This is a genomic window from Pseudovibrio japonicus (assembly GCF_014651595.1).
In the GTDB taxonomy this organism is placed as follows: Bacteria; Pseudomonadota; Alphaproteobacteria; order Rhizobiales; family Stappiaceae; genus Pseudovibrio; species Pseudovibrio japonicus.
In genome coordinates this window covers 564280-584011 of the sequence record NZ_BMXE01000001.1, presented here as the reverse complement: position 1 = coordinate 584011, position 19732 = coordinate 564280, and the positions used below count along the sequence as shown (strand labels likewise).

15 protein-coding genes are annotated in these 19732 nt (G+C 53.9%); 7 read left to right on the top strand and 8 right to left on the bottom strand.

The features are described 5' to 3' along the window. Positions 1 to 138 precede the first annotated feature (138 nt). Positions 139 to 1959, bottom strand: a complete 1821-nt coding sequence (locus IE076_RS02520; protein ID WP_189435068.1) for an ABC-F family ATP-binding cassette domain-containing protein — start codon at positions 1957 to 1959, stop codon at positions 139 to 141. Positions 1960 to 2343: 384 nt separating this feature from the next. On the opposite strand from IE076_RS02520, the gene IE076_RS02515 reads away from it, so the two are divergent. From IE076_RS02515 to IE076_RS02500, 4 genes are all read left to right on the top strand, one after another. Continuing rightward, positions 2344 to 3930, top strand: a complete 1587-nt coding sequence (locus IE076_RS02515; RefSeq protein WP_189435066.1) for a peptide ABC transporter substrate-binding protein — start codon at positions 2344 to 2346, stop codon at positions 3928 to 3930. A 104-nt stretch (positions 3931 to 4034) separates the two neighbouring features. After that, positions 4035 to 4958 (top strand): oligopeptide ABC transporter permease OppB, encoded by a 924-nt coding sequence (gene oppB / locus IE076_RS02510; protein ID WP_189435064.1) that lies wholly within the window; start codon positions 4035 to 4037, stop codon positions 4956 to 4958. Between the two features lie 12 nt (positions 4959 to 4970). Further along, on the top strand, positions 4971 to 6098 hold the full coding sequence (locus tag IE076_RS02505) for an ABC transporter permease subunit (RefSeq protein WP_189435062.1): 1128 nt from the start codon (positions 4971 to 4973) through the stop codon (positions 6096 to 6098). Positions 6099 to 6107: 9 nt separating this feature from the next. Next, entirely contained in the window at positions 6108 to 7733 is a 1626-nt protein-coding gene (locus IE076_RS02500; protein ID WP_189435061.1) for an ABC transporter ATP-binding protein, read from the top strand. Positions 7734 to 7787: 54 nt separating this feature from the next. Here IE076_RS02500 and IE076_RS02495 read toward each other — a convergent pair whose 3' ends face one another. Continuing rightward, positions 7788 to 8855 (bottom strand): dipeptidase, encoded by a 1068-nt coding sequence (locus IE076_RS02495; RefSeq protein WP_189435059.1) that lies wholly within the window; start codon positions 8853 to 8855, stop codon positions 7788 to 7790. Positions 8856 to 9053: 198 nt separating this feature from the next. On the opposite strand from IE076_RS02495, the gene IE076_RS02490 reads away from it, so the two are divergent. Continuing rightward, entirely contained in the window at positions 9054 to 9368 is a 315-nt protein-coding gene (locus IE076_RS02490) for a cupin domain-containing protein (protein ID WP_189435057.1), read from the top strand. Between the two features lie 58 nt (positions 9369 to 9426). Here IE076_RS02490 and trhA read toward each other — a convergent pair whose 3' ends face one another. After that, positions 9427 to 10071, bottom strand: a complete 645-nt coding sequence (gene trhA / locus IE076_RS02485) for a PAQR family membrane homeostasis protein TrhA (RefSeq protein WP_189435055.1) — start codon at positions 10069 to 10071, stop codon at positions 9427 to 9429. Positions 10072 to 10449: 378 nt separating this feature from the next. On the opposite strand from trhA, the gene IE076_RS02480 reads away from it, so the two are divergent. After that, complete coding sequence (locus IE076_RS02480) at positions 10450 to 11916, top strand: helicase HerA domain-containing protein (protein ID WP_189435052.1); 1467 nt, start codon at positions 10450 to 10452, stop codon at positions 11914 to 11916. A 7-nt stretch (positions 11917 to 11923) separates the two neighbouring features. Here IE076_RS02480 and IE076_RS02475 read toward each other — a convergent pair whose 3' ends face one another. Further along, on the bottom strand, positions 11924 to 12787 hold the full coding sequence (locus IE076_RS02475; RefSeq protein ID WP_189435051.1) for a hypothetical protein: 864 nt from the start codon (positions 12785 to 12787) through the stop codon (positions 11924 to 11926). 224 nt (positions 12788 to 13011) lie between these two features. After that, positions 13012 to 13902, bottom strand: a complete 891-nt coding sequence (locus IE076_RS02470) for a DMT family transporter (protein ID WP_189435592.1) — start codon at positions 13900 to 13902, stop codon at positions 13012 to 13014. A 382-nt stretch (positions 13903 to 14284) separates the two neighbouring features. On the opposite strand from IE076_RS02470, the gene IE076_RS02465 reads away from it, so the two are divergent. Then, positions 14285 to 16468 (top strand): malate synthase G, encoded by a 2184-nt coding sequence (locus tag IE076_RS02465; RefSeq protein ID WP_189435049.1) that lies wholly within the window; start codon positions 14285 to 14287, stop codon positions 16466 to 16468. A 72-nt stretch (positions 16469 to 16540) separates the two neighbouring features. On the opposite strand, the gene IE076_RS02460 is transcribed toward IE076_RS02465, so the two are convergent. The 3 genes from IE076_RS02460 to IE076_RS02450 form a co-directional block, all read right to left on the bottom strand. Continuing rightward, complete coding sequence (locus IE076_RS02460; RefSeq protein ID WP_189435047.1) at positions 16541 to 17203, bottom strand: DUF1906 domain-containing protein; 663 nt, start codon at positions 17201 to 17203, stop codon at positions 16541 to 16543. A 125-nt stretch (positions 17204 to 17328) separates the two neighbouring features. After that, complete coding sequence (locus tag IE076_RS02455) at positions 17329 to 18786, bottom strand: ATP-binding protein (RefSeq protein WP_189435045.1); 1458 nt, start codon at positions 18784 to 18786, stop codon at positions 17329 to 17331. Further along, positions 18783 to 19511 carry a response regulator gene (locus tag IE076_RS02450; protein ID WP_189435044.1) on the bottom strand — a complete coding sequence of 243 codons (729 nt, stop codon included), beginning with the start codon at positions 19509 to 19511 and terminating at the stop codon, positions 18783 to 18785. The genes IE076_RS02455 and IE076_RS02450 overlap by 4 nt, the downstream gene beginning before the upstream one ends. Positions 19512 to 19732 lie beyond the last annotated feature (221 nt).

Here is a 19732-nt window from a genome sequence, read left to right as displayed (position 1 = left end):
AAGACGAGCAATGCGGGCAAGACTTAAAAAACGCAGAGATACTCTAAAAAACGCAAATCAACGCACATTTCAACGCAAACGAAAAGGGCTCCGGAGTATCTCCGAAGCCCTCTTGAAAAGTTGAGCATTAATAGATGGTTAGCTCTCGTCTGCAAGCATTTCCAGCTCCAGCCATTCCTCTTCCAGTGCAGCAAGCTCTTCATGCAGCTTGCCAACCGCAGTCATGACCTTGTTAAAACGATCCGGATTTGAGCTGAATAGGTTCGGATCTTCTAACTCTTTCTGACCTTTGGCGATTTTTGCTTCCAGTTTTTCAACTTCACCCGGAATGGCCTCCAGGCGGTGCTTTTGCGTAAAGTTGAGGCCGGATTTCTTATTCTCCTTCTTCGCAGCCGGTGCTGGGGACTTATCCTCCTTTGCGCCGCCAGAAGATTTGACTGCCTTGGCAGCTTTACGCGCCTGTACACCTTCGCCGCGCTGACGGACCATGTCTGTGTAGCCACCAGCATATTCACCCCATGTGCCGCTCTCATCTTCCATCGTAATGATGCTGGTACAAATGCGATCCAGAAAATCACGATCGTGGCTTACAAGCAGGACAGTGCCGGGATAGTCAGAAATGAGCTCCTGCAACAGATCAAGTGTTTCAAGATCCAGATCGTTGGTCGGCTCATCAAGCACCATCAGGTTCGAGGGTGCAGCCAGAGCACGTGCCAGCAGCAAACGTCCCCGTTCACCACCGGAAAGCACTCGCACTGGGGTACGCGCTTGTTCTGGCTTAAACAGGAAGTCCTTGAGATAACTCATGACATGCTTGGAGGTATCCCCCAGAATAACCATATCCCCGCTGCCGCCAGTCATGGCATTGACGAGCGTGTCGTTGGGGTCCAGCTTCTCGCGCTTCTGGTCCAGGGTGATCATCTGCAGGTTGGCACCCAGGCGAATGCTGCCAGTATCTGGAGCAAGCTCGCCAGTGAGCATTTTGAGCAAGGTAGTCTTACCAGCGCCGTTCGGCCCCACAAAACCAATCCGGTCACCACGCAAAATGCGAGTGGAGAAATCCTTGACGATCGGACGGTCGTCGTAGGTCTTTCCGATGTGCTTGGCTTCAGAGACAAGCTTGCCGGAGATATCCCCTTCAGTGGCAGCCATCTTAACCGTGCCCTGCGGCCCCTTATGCTCCTTGCGTTTCTGACGCAGCTCAGCCAATTCCCGCACACGGCGCATATTCCGCTTACGGCGCGCAGTCACGCCATAAACCATCCAATGCTCTTCCTGCCGGATCTTCTCGTTCAGCCGCGCCTGCTCTTTTTCCTCTTCCTCAAAAACCTTGTCCCGCCACTCTTCGAATTTGGCGAAGCCCTGATCCATGCGGCGGGAAATGCCTCTGTCAATCCAGTAGGTTACGCGGGAAAGGTTCTCCAGAAAACGCCGGTCGTGCGAAATCAGAACGATCGCAGACTTCATCTGCTTAAGCTCAGATTCCAGCCATTCAATCACCGGAAGGTCCAGATGGTTGGTCGGCTCGTCCAACAGCAAAATGTCCGGCTCCGGTGCCAACGCCCGGGCAATAGCCGCTCGTTTAGCCTCACCGCCCGAAAGCGTTGCCGGATCTTCCTCACCGGTTAAGCCTAGAATTTCTAATAGGTATTTTGCCCGATATTGATCATCACCGGGTGCCAGCCCACCTTCAGCGTAGGCAAGCACTGTTGGATATCCTGAAAGATCAGGCTCCTGCGGCAGGTATCGGATTGTCCGTCCCGGCTGCAGGAAATACTCGCCCTTATCCGGCTCCGCTAATCCCGCAGCGATTTTCAGCAGTGTTGACTTGCCAGACCCGTTTCGACCGACCAGACAGATCCGCTCGCCTTCGCCCACTTGCAGTTCTGCACCAGTCAGAAGAGGGGTCGTCCCAAAGTTAAGATGTACGTCTCGCACATGAAGAAGCGGTGGTGCCATTAAGCTTGTCTTTCCAGATTCCCAAAACAGCGCATTTCAACGCTAGGGGTAGATGTCTTGGTAGTGCTCTACCACAAATGAGCCAAGGTTAAAGTTTTTTGCCGCCCCTGTGAAAAAGCGGAGGCACCTGCACCAAGCGTCATAGTGACGCGATTGCAAAAGGAACGGTAACGTCATTTGAAATAAATGAATCAATTTTTGTTTAATTTGGGAATAATACTTCGTAAATTTCTTATAATTTAAATAGGAGTTTAAATTAGACTCCAAATATGAGGAAAATTTGATCTCTCGACACTTGCTATAATTACCCAACAGTGAAATGTTGCGGGGAACTGCCAGTCTCCAAAACTGGCGGAATGTAACTTGAGGAGAGGGGAGATCTGTATGATCAAGTCCATTCGTATGTCAGCGCTGGCTGCAGCACTTGTTGCTGCGACATCGCTATCTGCGGCGGCGGAAACCGTTTATAACCGTGGTAACTCTGCTGACCCGGAAACACTTGACCAGCATAAGACATCTACAACCTACGAAGCTCACATCCTGCGTGATCTTTACGAAGGTCTTGTTGCTTACAGCGCGAAGGGTGAAATCATCCCTGGCGCAGCTGAAAGCTGGACTGTTTCTGACGATGGTCTGACATACACGTTCAAGATGCGTGACGACGCAAAGTGGTCTAACGGCGATCCGGTTCTGGCTGGTGACTTCGTTTACTCCCTGCGCCGCATCATGAACCCGATGACCGGTGCGAAATACGCAAACGTTCTCTACCCGATCCTGAACTCCGAAGCTGTCAACAAAGGCGAATTGGAGCTTGAGGACCTCGGCGTTAAGGCACTTGATGACAAGACCCTTGAAATCAAGCTGAACGCTCCAACTCCTTACTTCATCCAGCTTCTGGCGCACCAGTCCGGTCTTCCGGTACACCCTGCTTCCGTTGAAAAGTATGGTTCTGACTTCGTTAAGCCAGAAAACATCGTCACCAACGGTGCATTTGTACTGGCCAGCTTCATTCCTAACGATGCTGTGACCGCAATCAAGAACCCATACTTCCATGATGCAGACAATGTTGCTCTGGATAAAGTTAAGTTCTACCCGACTGAAGACCGTGGTGCTGCTCTTCGCCGCTTCCAGGCTGGCGAACTGAACACCAACAACGACGCTCCACTGGAGCAGATCGACTTCATTCGCAGCGAACTGGGTGATCAGTTCAAGGTATCTCCATACCTGGGCAACTACTACTACGCGCTGAACCACGAATCCGAAGCAATGAAAGACCCTGAAGTTCGTCAGGCTCTGTCCATGGCTATCGACCGTGAGTTCCTTGCCGAGGACATCTGGGGCGGCACAATGGTTGCTGCATACTCCCTCGTGCCTCCGGGAATCGACAACTACGGTGAGCCTGCATACGCTGAGTGGAAAGACATGGATCTGCTCGATCGTGAAGAAAAAGCGCTAGAGATCCTTGAATCCAAAGGTTATAATGAGAGCAACCCTCTGAAGGTTGAAATCCGTTACAATACCTCTGAAAACCACAAGAACACAGCTGTTGCGATTGCTGACATGTGGAAGCCTCTTGGCGTTGAAGTGTCCATGCTGAACACTGACACCAAGACCCACTACGCACACCTGCGTGACCGTGGCGACTTCGACGTTGCTCGTGCTGGCTGGATCGGTGACTACTCCGACCCGCAGAACTTCCTGTTCATGACAGAAAGCGACAACGACGGTTTCAACTACGCGCGCTACGAAAACCCTGAGTACGATGCACTCATGGATGAAGCAGCAGAAACCATCGATCTGGAGAAGCGTGCCGCGATCCTGAAGAAGGTTGAAACCATCTTCATGCGCGACCTGCCATTCATGCCTTTGATGTACTACGGCTCCAAAAACCTTGTTTCCGATAAGGTTTCTGGTTTCGAAACCAACCTGCTGGACGTGCATCCAAGCCGCTTCGTCAAGATTAGCAAGTAATCTTTGATGTGACAGAAAATGCCAGTCATGCAGGGTAACTCATGACTGGTATTTTTTTGAACTATCGGCCAATGAAACCATAATAAACTGGAGAAGCAAGGCCCATGTTACGCTATGTCCTGAGCAGATTGCTCAGCGCGATACCGACCTTGTTCTTGATCATTACCATCTCCTTCTTCCTCATGCGCGTTGCGCCGGGAGGTCCGTTCGATCTGGAACGCCCGCTGGAAGCAAAGGTCATGGAGAATCTGAACAAGATCTACAATTTGGACAAATCGCTTTGGGAACAGTACCTCATTTATCTCAAGAGCGTATTGTCCGGTGATTTTGGTCCAAGTTTCTTCTTCCGAGATTTCTCGATCAATGAACTATTCGCCCAAAGTCTTCCAATTTCCATGCAGCTCGGTCTTTCCGCACTGGCGCTTGCCCTGGCTGTTGGTGGGTTCTTGGGGGTTGTCGCAGCTTTGCGCCAGAACAAAGGCGTTGACTACTCTGTGATGGCTGTTGCGACCCTCGGGGTCACCATCCCGAACTTTGTGGTCGCCCCAATTCTGACACTCATTATGGGCGTTCACTATGGCTGGCTTCCTGTTGGGGGCTGGGGTGGAGGTGCCTTCGTCAACATGGTCCTGCCTGTGGTTACACTGGCCCTTCCGCAGGTTGCCGTTGTTGCCCGTCTGACCCGTGGTTCCATGATTGAAGCTCTGCGCTCCAACCACGTCCGTACTGCCCGCGCATATGGCCTTTCCGGATACACCGTTGTCGTCGTTCACGCTCTGCGTGGTGCGATCCTGCCGGTTGTCTCCTATCTCGGCCCTGCAGCTGCAGCTCTGCTGACCGGTTCTGTGGTTATCGAAACCATCTTCGGTATCCCGGGTATTGGCCGCTACTTCGTACAGGGCGCTCTTAACCGTGACTACACACTCGTCATGGGTACCGTTGTGGTCGTCGCCTGTTTCGTCATTATCTTCAACCTCATCGTGGATCTGCTTTACGCAATGCTTGATCCTCGTGTGCGTTTTGACTGAGGACTCGAGTTTATGAGTGTTACCTCCGACCAGCTGAATGAAGCCCCGAAAATGGGCCGCTCGCTGTGGGATGACGCCCGTGATCGTCTTCTCGCAAACAAAGCAGCAGTGACCTCTTTGATCGTGCTGGCAGTGATCACACTGCTGTCCGTCGTCGGGCCAATGCTGACCCCGCACCCTTATGATCAGGTGTATCGCGATTACGTAAAGCAACCAGCAAGCTTGGAAGCTTATCCAAAACAGGATGAGATCCAGCCTACCTTTGCAAAGATTGCCAAGCGCGCTCGCATGACCGTTGACAGCTACGAGCTGAACGATGGCAAGGTGACTGCGACCGTAACCTCCAGCCGCAAGCTGGATGAGCGTTATGCACGCTACTTCGATCGCTCTGACCTGTTTGAAAATGCGGCAATCGCCAACATCTCCGCCGACCAGAAGAATGCGACTGTAACGGCAGACGTGCAGTACATGCACTTCTACTTCGGCACAGATGCAAACGGCCGTGACATGCTCACCCGTACGCTGATTGCGGGCCGCGTGTCCCTGACCATCGGCCTGCTGGCAACCTTCGTTGCAATCAGCATCGGTGTGTTCTGGGGCGCAGCTTCCGGTTACTTCGGCGGCAAGGTCGATCTGGTGATGATGCGTGTTGTAGATATTCTCTACTCACTGCCCTTCATCTTCTTCGTGATTATGCTTGTTGTGTTCTTTGGCCGAAACTTCGTCCTGATGTTTATCGCCGTAGGTGCCGTTGAATGGCTGGATATGGCGCGTATTGTGCGCGGTCAGACCCTGTCCATCAAACGCCAGGAATACGTACAGGCTGCCGAAGCAATGGGTGTTGAAGGCGGCGGAATTCTTAAACGCCACATCATTCCAAACACGCTTGGTCCGGTTGTGATCTACATGACCCTGTTGGTGCCAAAAGTGATCCTGCTGGAAAGCTTCCTGTCCTTCCTGGGCCTTGGCGTTCAGGAACCAATGACCTCTTGGGGTGTGTTGATCTCCGAAGGTGCGCGTAACCTGCAAGGTGCGGCATGGATGCTGGTGTTCCCGGCAATCTTCCTCACCTCCACATTGTTCGCGCTGAACTTCATCGGCGACGGTCTGCGCGACGCGCTTGACCCTAAGGATCGATAAGAGGGCAGAATGAGTAAGATTAACGAAAACACTGTTCTTGAGATCGACAACCTAAAAGTTGATTTCCAAACAAACACCGGCATGGTTCACGCAGTAAAAGGCGTGAACATCCACGTGGACTCCGGCGAGACAGTCGCGATTGTGGGCGAGTCTGGCTCTGGTAAATCCCAGACCATGATGGCAGCCATGGGTCTTCTTGCAGGCAACGGCATCACGCACGGTGAAGTCCGTTACCGCGGCCAGAACATCCTTGGCTCTTCCATACGCGAGCTCAACACGATCCGCGGTAAGAAGGTCACCATGATCTTCCAGGAGCCGATGACCTCTCTGGACCCGCTCTACACTATCGAGCGCCAGCTCTGCGAGCCAATGGTTGAACATGGGGAATATTCCTGGGCAACCGCAAAGAAGCGCGCTGTAGAGCTTCTGGAACTGGTGGGCATCCCTGAGCCAGCACGCAAAGTGAAGGCGTTCCCCTATGAGATGTCCGGCGGCCAGCGACAGCGTGTCATGATTGCAATGGCACTCGCCAACAATCCGGATATCCTGATTGCCGACGAGCCAACCACAGCATTGGACGTGACCACGCAGGCTCAGATCCTTGAGCTGATGGCAGACCTTCAAAAGCGTCTGGGCATGGCTGTTGTGTTCATCACCCACGATCTGGGTATCGTTGAGCGCATCTCCGACCGTGTGTACGTGATGAAGTCTGGTGAAGTGGTTGAAGAGGGCAACACCAAAGAGATCTTTGGCAATCCTCAGCACGACTACACCAAGATGCTTCTGGATGCAGAGCCAACCGGGTCCAAGGCCGTCGTGCCGGAAACCAACCCGATTGTGCTGGATGCAAAGGACGTTCGCGTTGAGTTTGAAACCGAAACCGGTTTCCTCAAACCCAACCACGTTCTGCGTGCTGTAAACGACATTTCCATGGAAGTGCGTGAGGGCCAGACCCTCGGCATCGTGGGTGAATCCGGTTCCGGTAAGTCAACACTGGGCCGCGCTGTGCTCCAGCTCCTGCCAACCGCAGGTGGCCGTGTTGTTTACCTCGGTAACGACATCACTGGCGCCAGCAAGAAGAAGATGCAGCCGCTTCGCAAAGAAATGCAGCTCATCTTCCAGGATCCATTCGGCTCTCTGTCCCCGCGTATGACTGTGGGCCAGATCATCACCGAAGGTCTGTTGGTGCATGAGCCTCAGCTCTCCGCCAAGGAACGTGATTTGCGGGCAATCCAGGCGCTTGAAGAAGTGTCCATGGACCCGGCCATGCGCAACCGCTACCCCCATGAGTTCTCAGGTGGTCAGCGTCAGCGTATCGCTATTGCACGCACCATGATCCTCAACCCTAAGCTTGTTGTTCTGGACGAACCAACCTCCGCGTTGGACCGGACCGTTCAAAAGCAGGTGGTTGAGCTGCTGCGCAACTTGCAAAAAGAGCATGGACTGACCTATCTGTTCATCTCTCACGATCTGGCAGTGGTTCGCGCCATGTCCGATACAGTGATGGTGATGCAGAAAGGTGAAGTGGTTGAAAAGGGCTTGGCAGAAGAAATCTTCTCCAACCCAAGAGAAGCCTACACCAAAGAGCTGCTCGCAGCCGCCGCCTTGAAGCCAGCCGCAACAGCAGCTGCTTAACAGCATAGAAAACCCCGGAGCATCCTCCGGGGTTTTTTATTGCCAGTACGGCTCTTAGATCCCAGCCCGCTCCAGTACACTGATCCAGTTCTTATGTGCGATCTTGGCAATCAATTCCTCACCAAAGTCAGCCTTACGGAACGCCTCAATCAGGTTCGCCAGACCAGCCACATCCTTGATGTCTTTGGCAACCAGACATCCGTCATAGTCTGACCCCAGTGCAACGCCGTCTTCACCCAGTTTGTTGATCAGATAGTCCGCATGACGCAGGATCACGTCCAACGGCATGTCTGAGTTCAGCTGACCATCAGGACGCAGGAAGAAGACCGCAAAGTTGATGCCCACCAGCCCCTTGGACTCCGCAATGGCATCAAGCTGTTTGTCGGTCAGATTCCGGCTCATTGGACAGATCTTGTAGACGTTGGAATGGCTCGCCACGATCGGCTTGTCAGTAAGCTTTGCCAGATCCCAGAAGCCTTTCTCATTCAGATGAGACACGTCCAGCTGGATGCCGCGATGGTTACACTGGCGCACGAGCTCTTTGCCCAGTTCGGTCAGACCCGGTCCAATGTCCGGCCCATGCTCGAACTTCATCGGTACGCCATGCCCGAAGATGGTCTCCCGGCTCCAGACCGGTCCGATAGAGCGTAGCCCGCGGTTATACAGCATTTCCAAGGCCTCAAAGTCCTTGTCGATGCACTCTGCGCCTTCCACATGCAACATCATCGCCAGTTGCTCGGCTGCCATTGCCTCTTTGATCGCCGCTGTTGAACGGCAGATCTTCACTTCACCATTCCCCTTGGCTTCAAGGTCCTCTGCGATCTCCAGCAGCTTCATTGTATAGTCCAGCGCGACCGGCTGTGTAATGCGTGCGAAGTGCTCAGGGCTTTTGAAATCAACCTCTTTGCCTTCCTTCGGCTTTTCTCTGACCGATGGAGTGAACATGGCAAACAATCCGCCCGCAAAGCCGCCTTTGCGCGCCCGGGGCAGATCAATGTGATCATAATCAGCTTCATCAAAGAAACTGCGTTCCTTAGGGGTCTTAGACCGTCGCTCCAGTGAAAGTAGGGTGTCGTTGTGGCCATCAAAGACCTGAACCAGATGGGGGGCTGTATCTGTCATAAAGAACTCCGAACAAAAGCAATGGGACTATAAAAATGGCTAATGGGAAAAAGCAATGGGAATTGACGCAAAGCCCGAAACCGCTGGCATGAAGCGAGGTCACATTGGCGGGATCTGAAACTACACTCTTTCTTATTATGCCTCTAAAATCAATAGGATCAGTCGATTTTCCGGCTAATCTTCTAAGGGGTAGACGCGATGGCGACAGTAATCAGAAGTTCAAACTTTACCGCTGACAAAGCTTGGGGAGCGCAGCAAATTGCCAATATGAATGGCATCACCACCCGTCTGCATTGGACAGACAAGCCTTACAAATGGCACGTCAATGAGGGTGAAGAGGTCTTTGTTGTGCTGCAGGGGCAGGTTGAGATGAAGTACCGCAGCGACGGAGAGGAGCACTCGGCCCTCCTCAAATCAGGAGATGTCTTTTATGCCGCAATCGGGACCGAACATGTGGCCCATCCCCATGGAGAAGCGCGTGTGTTGGTGGTTGAAGCTGAGGGGAGTGTGTGAAGAGGCAGCCAGACTGGGAAGGGGAGTTCATCCCCATCCGCAGTGTATGATGCATCAATTAGGCGAGGCCCGGCAGAGCCACATCCACCATGATCATCGCAAAGTGACAGGCAGCAGCCGATAGCACAAAACCATGCCAGATTGCGTTCTGGAACGGCAGGCTCTTCCAGATGTAAAACAACGTCCCGACCGAATAAAGAGCACCACCCGTGAGCAGCAGCGTAAAGCCGGCAACGGAAAGCTGGTTAAAGATTGGAACGACGGCGAGGAAGCTGGCCCAGCCCATGGCCAGATAGATCGGCACAGCCAACTTGTCCAACTGCTTCATGCGGAAGATTTTGATGGCGGCTCCGGCAATGGCACAAGCCCAAATTCCAATCAGCATGGAGTAACCAAGCCAGCCGCGTAGAACCATCAGACAGAGCGGCGTGTAGGTGCCAGCAATCAGGAAATAGATCGCAGAATGGTCCAGACGACGTAAAAGACCGAACTTGTTGTCTTTCTGCAAGATGTTGTAAGTGGCCGAGCAAGTCAGCATGGCCATCAGCGTTGCAGCGTAGATATAGATGCTGATTTGCCGCGCGTAGTCATCGGCGGCCCATAAGACCATCACAATGGCAGTTGTGGCTGCAGCACCAAACGCAATCCCCAAAACGTGGATTACACCATCCGCTACTCTTTCAGCATAGGTTTCCATTCTCATGCGATGGCTTTCCCCCAAGTTTGCCCGAACTACGTTCTTTTACATAATGCCGTCCTTAGCATCTCATTTCAACTCACGCTACTACGGAAACTGGTCAATATAAGGGTAATTGTTAGAGCAAGCGATGTTGCCCCTTGGAAATCGGGCATATCCAATTGCCAGTTTCCCTCATTTATGGCATTTGCACTCATGGCTTTGGCCTTCAGGAGCGTACTGGTTTGATGGTCACGCCGCGCGCTTGTGGGAAAGCAAAGGAACGCGCCTGCCGACTTTGCTATTTCCGCAAGAATCAGCAAGTTTGCGTGAACCTCCCAGCTATCAGATATTGCCGGCCCCCCGGTTATCACTGCCTTGATAGGGCACAACAAGAGACTTTGAATGACGGTCAGCATCGAAATGGGTGTCACCCCCCATGGTACTCCCTCTGTTGTCGATCTTGAGGAATTGCTTGCAACGCGTTTGCTGGTTCAGGGCAACTCCGGCTCGGGTAAATCACATTTGTTGCGACGCCTCATGGAGCAGAGCGCTCCGTGGGTTCAGCAGGTCGTGATTGATCCGGAAGGTGACTTTGTCTCACTGGCCGATGAGTTTGGCCATGTGGTGATCGAAGCGACCATGAATGATCGCGAACTTACCATGATCGCCGCCCGCGTGCGCCAGCACCGCATTTCTGTCGTGCTCAATCTGGAGCATCTGGAACCGGACAAACAGCTCAAGGCGGCAGCTGCCTTTATGAACGGCCTGTTCGATTCTGATCGCCAGTACTGGTATCCCGTGCTCGTCGTTGTGGATGAAGCACAGCTGTTTGCTCCCGCCGCATCCGGCGATTACGGCGAAGAAGCCCGCCGCCTTTCCTTGATGGCCATGACCAACCTCATGTGTCGCGGTCGTAAGCGTGGTCTGGCTGGCATCATCGCAACCCAGCGTCTGGCAAAGCTTGCCAAGAACGTGGCGGCGGAAGCCTCCAACTTCCTGATGGGCCGTACCTTCCTTGACATCGATATGGCCCGCGCCTCGGATTTGCTGGGTATGGACCGCCGTCAGGCAGAACAGTTCCGTAATCTGGAGCGTGGTCAGTTCATCTCTCTCGGTCCTGCTATGACCCGCCGCCCACAAAAAGTGGTCATCGGCGACGTTGTCACCGGCAGCCGCGGAGGTTCGCCAAAATTGATGCCGCTACCCGATCAACCGGTTGAAACTGCAGCGGAACTGATCTTTACCGCAACCGAGAATGACCCGGTTTTGAACAACAACCGCGTGGCAGCGCCTTCCGCAAAAGACGTAATGATGCAGCTGTCGCAAACCGCAGCCAGCAACATGCAGGCGCAGCATAAGGAAGTTGTTGAAGCCGAGCCGGAAGACCTCTTCAATCTGGAAGAGAAGAACCAGCAGTATCAGGAAATTATCGCCAAAATCCTCGAAGACCCGGAAGCTGCCTTTGCGCCAGTCTCCCAGCTCTATCAGGATTTTCAGGTCCGCTGCCGAATTGAGCGCCTGAAGTCTCAGGATCTTGCCAAGTTCCGCAAGCTCCTGTCTGTCGCCCGCGCAGGCGTCGACAAGAAGGAAGTCGAAGCAGGCGACTGGCAACAGGCAGAAGTGATCGCAGGTCAGCTGCCAGAAGAAATGCGCGGCGTCTATCTGCTGCTGGCAAAAGCTGCGTTTGCAGGTGATCCTTGCCCGGAAGATCTGGAGATTGCCAAGGCCTACGGCACCCGCTCACCCGGCAGAGCGCGCTGGCTGCTCACCCATATGGAAGAGCAGGGCTTCATCATCTGTGCCAGCGACTTGCGCGGCAACCGGATCGTGACCCTGCCGGATATTGGCAAGCAAACCGCCACCAAATAAGCCTCAGTTAGCGGCCATCGGGCAACGAATGGCCGCCCACTGGCCCTTTGACCTCATCAAAGAATGTGGTCTGCGTGCTCCGCGAACAGGTGGAGCACAAATGCGGCTTGGAGGGCAGGGCGTATTTCAGGCAGCAGGCCTTGCGCCTCGGGGCATACTCAATCTGCCCTGCAAGTTCGCGCTGCCGCCATACAATCCCGTCATTGATCTTCTTGCCAAGGCTCGCCAGATAAGCCCGCATCACGCTGGCAACCTCCGGTGGCTTGGCCCCATGACGGCGTAGCACCAAGAACGGCGATGTGATTGAGACAGCAACCGTGGAATAAAACACAGAAGGCGCCACCTTCCGCCGCCCCAGCTCACGGTGGAAGACCTGAATGATATCGTCAAAGCAAATGGAAAGCGCAAACAGCTCGGCAGGCCCCTGATCGGGATTAAGCTCAAAATCTTCAAGACTAAGCCGCGGATCATAGAAAAGCTCCACCCAGGGGGCCTTTTCATGCAGCACAAACCGCAGTTCATCCAGACGTGGCGCACGGCCAGAAAGAAGATAGGTCACAGAGATCCGGTTCAGAACTGCCTGACAAATCGTCTTCAAGGCAAGGCTTGCGCCAATCTTGGCCGTCGGCGCTTCGCGAACCTCTTTGGCATGTTCGATCATATGCTTGGCAACAATGCCAAAGTTTGCCTCAAAGCCGGAAAACTCCCGTAGTTCCGCTGCCACCACATGCCTAGCGGGAGATCCAATCATCCGCCCTGATACCAAAGCCCCACCATCAGGATGGGCTGCAGCAACAAGGCCGGAGAACCGTGCGGGAATGCCCACCGTTTCAGAAGCGGGAATATCTGGAAGCGATAGACCGATGGACACTGCCTGCAAAACCTCCGGATCTACAACTGCGCATAACTGAAATGAGAGATCAGCCTCCAAAACAGAGTATGCTCAAACTTATTCTCACACGGCGTACATGTCTGGCTGAGGTTTGGCTGAACACGACACAACAACACTTGCGCGTTACATAGCACAAAAACAAAGTCTACCGGAATGGTAGACTTTAAACCCTGTGAGTAATGCAGCTCTCTGTTGTGTAAATATCAGGCCTCTACCTTCTTGAGCCGTTTCTCCCAGGCAAACTTCTCGGCGATCCAGATCCCGCCAAGCACCAGTGCAAGCGCAGCTCCATGATACAGTGCAAACTCCTCACCCAGCAGGATAATCGCCATGGCAGCGGAAAACACCGGCACCAGATTGACAAAAACGCCAGCCCGGTTCGGCCCAATCATCTCCACACCGCGCATAAAGAAAATCTGCGCAAGGAAAGAGGGGCAAAGTGCAATATAAAAAATAACCAGCCAACCCTGCACAGTAGGCCACACCAGCGTCTCCTGAGAGTACTCAACTGCCAGCATGGGCAGGGAGACTAGAGCGGCCACAAATGCCATCACGGCAAAGAAGGCAAGTGCCGGAACCTTGGGCCGGTTCCGTAAAGCCAGCGTGTAACCGGCGTAAAACAACGCGGCAACCAACATCAAAGCATCACCCGGATTGATCTGCAGGTTTAAGAGAACCTGCCAGCTGCCTTGGCTCGCAACTAGAAAAACTCCAAGCAAAGTCAACAGGATGCCGAGGAACTGAACCAACGTCACCCGAACGCCAAACAGGAAATACGCCCCGACCACAACGATCATGGGGATCGAACCCTGCAAAATGCCGATATTCACCGCCGTGGTGTTATGTGCCGCCAGATAAAATAAGCCGTTAAACCCAGAAAACCCGAAAGCGGCCATCAGCGCAATGCTCACAAGGTGAGGGCGGATTGCATCCCAGGAGGCAACAAGCTCGCGCCACGCAATCAGGCTCATAAGCCCTGCCACAATCATCCAGCGCAAAAACACAATCACCATTGGCGAGACATGCCCCACAGCAAGCTTACTGGCTACGGCGTTACCGCTCCACATGAGCGTGGTCAGCACCAGAAGCAGCATCGGTCTGCTGTACAAAGATCGAAGAAGAGGCATGTAGTTTGTCCGTAAATAAGCGAGTGGGAGACACCGCAGGTAAGGCCGGGTCACCCTTCACGGTCCCCTCATTAAATGCAAGGGTAATTTACGCAATCGCTCTAGAGGTTTCATCAAGTATGCCGCGTACCCAGCGGCAGCCTGCGATAACTTACAGGAAATACTGGCAAAAATCAGGCTTCTCCTGAGCCGGCATAATCTATCCAGTCAATCACCTGTGTTTTGAAACAACTGATAACGAATTGATGCATTGAAACTTGAGATTGAATTTGCAAGGGTTTGCTTTGAAAAAACGAAGCAGCAGGACCTGACGGCAAGTCTCCTGCAAAACGATAAGATGAGGGGACCCATGTCGCAAAGAGTGAATGTTGCATCGCTTCAGGTTTCACCGGAACTCCACGACTTCATCGAGAAAGAAGCGCTTCCGGGGACCGGAGTTGCATCCGATCAGTTCTGGGAAGGTTTTGCTCAGGTGATCCGGGATCTGACGCCCAAAAATCGTGAACTGCTCCAAATTCGTGAAGATATCCAGACAAAGATTGATGCATGGCACAAAGCCAACCCCGGCACCATCAATCTGGAGGCCTATCGGGCCTTCCTCGAGGAGCTGGGCTATCTTTTGCCTGAGCGCGACAGCTTCGAGGTCGATACCGCCAACGTTGATCCTGAAATCGCTGAGATTGCAGGCCCACAGCTTGTTGTCCCTGTCATGAATGCGCGTTACGCCCTCAACGCCGCCAATGCGCGCTGGGGCTCTCTGTATGATGCGCTCTACGGCACCGATGCCATGGGCACCACCCCGCAGGCGGGCGGCTACGATCCAAAGCGCGGTGCAGAAGTGATCACCTATGCGCGCAAGAAGCTGGATGAAGCCCTGCCGCTGGACGAAGGCAGCTGGGCTGATGTTACAGAGTTCGCCATCATGGGCGGGTCTCTGGCGCTGACTCTTGAAAACGAGGATATGGCTGGCCTTCAGGATCCGCTTGGCTTTGTTGGCTACTCTGGCGATAAAGACGAGCCAACCTCGATCCTGCTTCAAAAGAATGGCCTGCACTTTGACCTTCTGTTTGACCGCACCAGCCCAATCGGTGCAGTGGACAAAGCGGGCATCAGCGACATCATTTTAGAATCTGCCATCTCCACCATCATGGACTGCGAGGATTCCGTTGCAGCCGTGGACGGTGAGGACAAGACACTGGCCTACCGTAACTGGCTGGGCTTGATGAATGGTGACTTGAAGGAAGAGGTCACCAAAGGCGACAAAACCTTCACCCGCGCTTTGAATGCTGACCGCACCTACATAGACGCGCAGGGCGACCCGTTGGCGCTGAAGGGCCGCTCCCTCATGCTGGTGCGCAACGTCGGCCATCTCATGACCAATCCGGCGATCCTTGATCAGGACGGTAACGAGGTGTTTGAAGGCATTATGGATGCCATGGTCACATCCCTTTGCGCCATTCATGACATCGGAATGCGCGAGGGTGCTACAGCGCGCAACATGAACTCCGTATCTGGCTCCGTCTACATCGTGAAGCCGAAGATGCACGGACCGGACGAAGTTGCCTTCGCAAATGAGCTGTTTGGCCGTGTCGAAGACGTGCTGGAACTGCCGCGCAACACGCTGAAAATGGGCATCATGGACGAGGAACGCCGCACCACGGTCAACCTCAAGGAGTGCATCCGCGCGGCTAAGTCCCGTGTCTGCTTCATCAACACCGGCTTCCTTGACCGTACCGGCGATGAGATTCACACCTCCATGGAGGCAGGCCCAATGATCCGCAAGGCGGACATGAAGCAAGCAAACTGGATCAGCGCCTACGAGGATCATAACGTGGATACCGGCCTTGCCTGTGGTTTGCGCGAACATGCGCAAATCGGCAAGGGCATGTGGGCCATGCCGGACCTTATGCACGACATGCTGGAGCAAAAGATCGGCCATCCAAAAGCCGGTGCAAACACTGCATGGGTTCCCTCGCCAACCGCAGCAACCTTGCATGCCATGCATTACCATCAGGTCTGCGTGCCAGCGGTGCAAGACGAACTTGCCAACCGCGAGCCTGCGAAACTGGATGATATCCTTTCCATTCCGGTTGCCACCAATCCAAACTGGACACCGGAAGACATTCAGGCTGAAATTGAAAACAATGCCCAGGGCATCCTTGGCTATGTTGTGCGCTGGGTAGAGCAGGGCGTTGGCTGTTCCAAAGTGCCGGATATCCATAACGTGGCGTTGATGGAAGACCGCGCCACCTGCCGCATCTCCTCCCAGCACATCGCCAACTGGCTGCATCACAATGTCTGCTCAAAAGAGCAGGTAATGGAGACCATGAAGCGTATGGCCGCTGTTGTGGATGAGCAGAATGCGGGCGATCCGGCCTACAGCAATATGGCACCGGATTTCGATAACTCCGTCGCCTTCCAGGCTGCATGTGATCTGGTGTTCAAGGGGCGCATTCAGCCAAGCGGGTATACTGAACCGGTGCTGCACAAGCGCCGTCTGGAAGCAAAAGCAAGGCACACTGCCTCTGTCTGACATAACAAGGCCTTGCGCAGTCCGTGGTGACTGTGCAAGGCCATGCTTTCCCGTCGCCTCAAACGGGGCAGGTTAACTGTCTGTCGCTGGAACAAGGTGCGTAAACCCGCCAAAATTGCCATTGGTCAGATTGACAGTGTCGCTGTCAAAGTCTGTGCCGGAGATCTGAACGTTGTCTCCTTGCAGGATGTTCCACTTCCGGCTGTCGCGAAACTTTTGATAGTCGTGGAACCCTTTGGACTGGCTGAGCCATGTAAGTTCCACCAGACCATCCTGAAGCGCTTTCTCGCAGATCAAACCACTTCCATAAACGCCAATCTTGTAGGGATCACCGGCCTCTTTAAAGACAGCCTGCACGGCCTTGAAGTACGGGGAGATAAAATTGACGTAGTCGTAATAAGAGGCGTCATAATCAACGGCAAAATAGATGCCTGAGCCTTTGGGTTGTCTGATAACGTTCTGCGCCAGATGCAAGGCCTGTGTCGCCTGTTGAGTTCCCGTTGCACCCGTAAAGGACGAGGCTCGGTCGTTGCTGTCCTGATAAACGGTGATGATAGAAAGGCCCGCAGCAATCAGCTGCTGGGCCTCAGTTGGCTTCAACTGCTTCCACTTGGAAAACGAATAGTAGCGCCCAATGGCTTTGTATCCCTTTTTGGCGATGGCACTGGCCAGCACCTCTACAGTTGCTGCTGTATCAACAGCAGGTTCGGTCTTAATGCCCAGTTCTTCTGTCATTGTTGCTCTGCTTTTTGTTGTTATGCAGAGCGATGACGAACCTGAGCGCACCGCCGTGAGAAAAGGCGTGCGCTTAGGGTAACGGAACTCTTAAACTCGCTGGTATCAGGGAGAGCGCCGCGCGGCTAGAGCGGCAGTCTCACAATCGCAACAAGGCCTTTTTCCGCGCCATTTTCAAGGCGAATGGTACCACCTTGCGCGTGGATAATGCTGCGGGTGATCGCAAGGCCCAGACCGATGCCTCCCGTCTGTTCATTACGAGATTCCTCAAGACGAACAAACGGCTCAAACACGTCCTCAAGACGGTGTCTCGGAATGCCGGGGCCCTTGTCAGTTATGCGAACTTCAGCATAGCCCTCATCAATCCGGAACGTCACCTCAGCTTCCTCACCATAGCGGATAGCATTGCCAATCAGGTTCTGGAACGCACGCTTCAAAGAGCCCGGACGACATTTCAGCACGACCCGGTGATGGGCCTCAACCCTCACATGGTTGCCCATGTCCTCCTGATCATTGGCGATGCTTTCCAGCAAGCCACCAAGATCAACAGAACGCAGTTCCTCCTGTCTGGAATCCTCACGGGTAAAGGCAAGGGTTTCCTCCACCATGGCCTGCATTTCATCCAGCGTGGCAATCATCCGCTCACGGTCTTCATCATCATCAATGAACTCCGCACGAATACGCAAGGATGTGATCGGCGTGCGCAAATCATGACTGATGGCCGCCAGCATGCGTGTTCTGTCGGAGATGAAGCGGGTCAGACGTTCCTGCATTTGGTTGAAGGAGTGCGTTACAGCCCGCACCTCCGCAGGTCCCACCTCTTTCAAAGGCTTCGCATCTGCACCACGACCCAGATTATTGGCAGCCGTTTCCAACGTCCGTAATGGCTTTGTCAAACGGTACACCGAGGCCCAGATGATCACGATCGTCAGCAAGGCCATGATGAAGATTGGCAGCAGCATGGGCAGGATCGAGGGCTGCGGGAGCCTGAAGTTGCTCTCAATGTTGAGCCACCTGCCGTTCACCAGCTCAATGGAGGCAAACAGTTGCACCCCTTTGAGCGAGAACAAGCGGTACTGCTGTAAAAACTCTTCCCGGCGCATTTGCCGCGCCAGCATAGCACTATGCGGGGTGTGTTCCCGTGCCTCAGGCGGCCTGAAGCGATCAGGGGCAGGCCGGTCCATCACATCTGGCTCGTGGCGATCATCGTAGACAACGGATACCCGTGCCTGTCTTTCATGATCCAGACGGCGCTCAAGATAATTGGCAAGCAAAGCTTCCATTCTTGCATCACCGCCACTTTCATCCACGATCGGGCTCGTTCCAATCGAATAGCGCGTGCGTGGACTGGAAACCGTGCGCAGCACCTGCCGTCGCAGATCAGGAGGCGTGGCCTCAAGCAGTTCCACAACATTGGCAGTGCGCGAGAGGGCGTTATCGCGTGCCAGATTTGCCAATGCATACTGTCGCTCCCGGCCCAGGAAGACAAAGCTGAGCGCCTGCGAAAAGATCAGTGCTGCGAGCAGCAGCAGGATCAGCTGGGGCGCAAGACGGCGCGGGATCAGGTACTTGAGAAACTTCATGCGGTGCCTTCTTTAACCTCACCGGTAAAGGTGTAACCGCCCCCCCAGACAGTCTTGATGAGCTCGGGGTTCTTGGGATCAGGCTCGATTTTCCGGCGCAAACGGGAAACCTGATTGTCGATGGACCGATCAAACACACCCAGTGATCGGCCAGAGGTCAGATCAAGCAGCTGCTCGCGCGATAGCACCACACGAGGGCGCTTCAGAAATGCCAGCAGCAGCTGAAATTCGCCAGAAGACAAAGGCACGCTGACCTCTTCAGGATCAATCAGCTCGCGCCGGGCCGTATCCAGCAGCCAACCGTTGAAGGCCAGCTTTTCGGTCTCGATGGGATCACGTTCACGCGGAACACTGGTTGCACGGCGCAGCACAGCACGAATGCGGGCCAGAAGCTCACGCGGATTGAACGGCTTGGTTACATAGTCATCCGCCCCAATCTCGAGCCCTACAACGCGGTCCGTATCCTCCGCCATGGCAGTCAGCAGGATGACGGGCGCCTGATTGGTCTCCACCAGATGCCGGCACAGGGACAAGCCATCTTCGCCCGGCATCATGATGTCCAGCACCACCAGATCAATGGAAGAGTTCTTCAAAGCCTTGCGCGCAGCAGCTGCACTTTCTGCAGTGGTCGTACGCATATTATTCTTCGTCAGATACCGGGCAAGGGTCTCCCGGATATCACGATGGTCGTCGACGATAAGAATATGTGCTGTACTATGAGACATGCGTCCTCGCTTTAAGTCGCTCCTCTGATCACTGGGGAAAGACTATATATACACTATGCTATGCCTAACATATGCCGCATTCCCGGCACCAGCGAAAGACACCCAATTTTCAAAAATGTATCAAACTGTCACAACCGGCGACTCTGGCAAATACTGAGACAAAACAAGGCATTTTCTGATGTAGTTCTGCGACAGATACTTCCTACATTCTGCTCATCGAA